Source organism: Vibrio sp. 1402, from assembly GCF_033340275.1.
Genome location: NZ_JAWOWE010000689.1, coordinates 1 through 521, shown reverse-complemented (window position 1 = coordinate 521; position 521 = coordinate 1). Strand labels below are relative to the sequence as shown.

Sequence of the window (521 nt, the reverse complement as noted above, 5' to 3'; positions counted from 1 at the left end):
TTTGGACTGTGGATAAGGAGACTCCCACTTCGGAAGCGATCTTTCTTAAAGACATTCCTTGTGAACGTAGCTCAGCGATACGCTGGTGGTTAGTTGTGTTAGTTGGTCTACCTTTATACTTCCCTGCTGCTTTAGCTTTCTCAATGCCTTCCTGACGTCTTTCCTGAATCATTGCTAACTCGAATTGAGCTACAGCTCCTAGCATGTTCAGCATGAGCTCAGACATATGATCGCTTCCACCAGCATTAAAGCTTAGGTTTTCCTTGTGGAATCTCACGCTAACACCTTGGTTAGTCCAGTCGTTTATTAGCTGCTTTAAATCAACCAAATTACGCGCTAGGCGGTCGATGCTATGAACGTGGATTGTATCTCCTTCTCGAACGTAGTCTTTAAGAGCTTCTAATGCTGGTCGTTTAGTTGAGCCACCACTGCATTTATCTGTAAAGCTCTTATCAAAGGTGATACCAGAATCTGTAAGTTGACGGTCTGTATTTTGGTTTGTGGTCGAAACACGTAGATAA

The 521-nt window shown here is 43.4% G+C and carries 1 protein-coding gene; it reads right to left on the bottom strand.

Annotation, left to right across the window (positions count from 1 at the left end; translation table 11 throughout):
- On the bottom strand, positions 1 to 521 hold a 521-nt coding region (locus R7044_RS27965), incomplete at both ends, for a recombinase family protein (protein ID WP_225456343.1).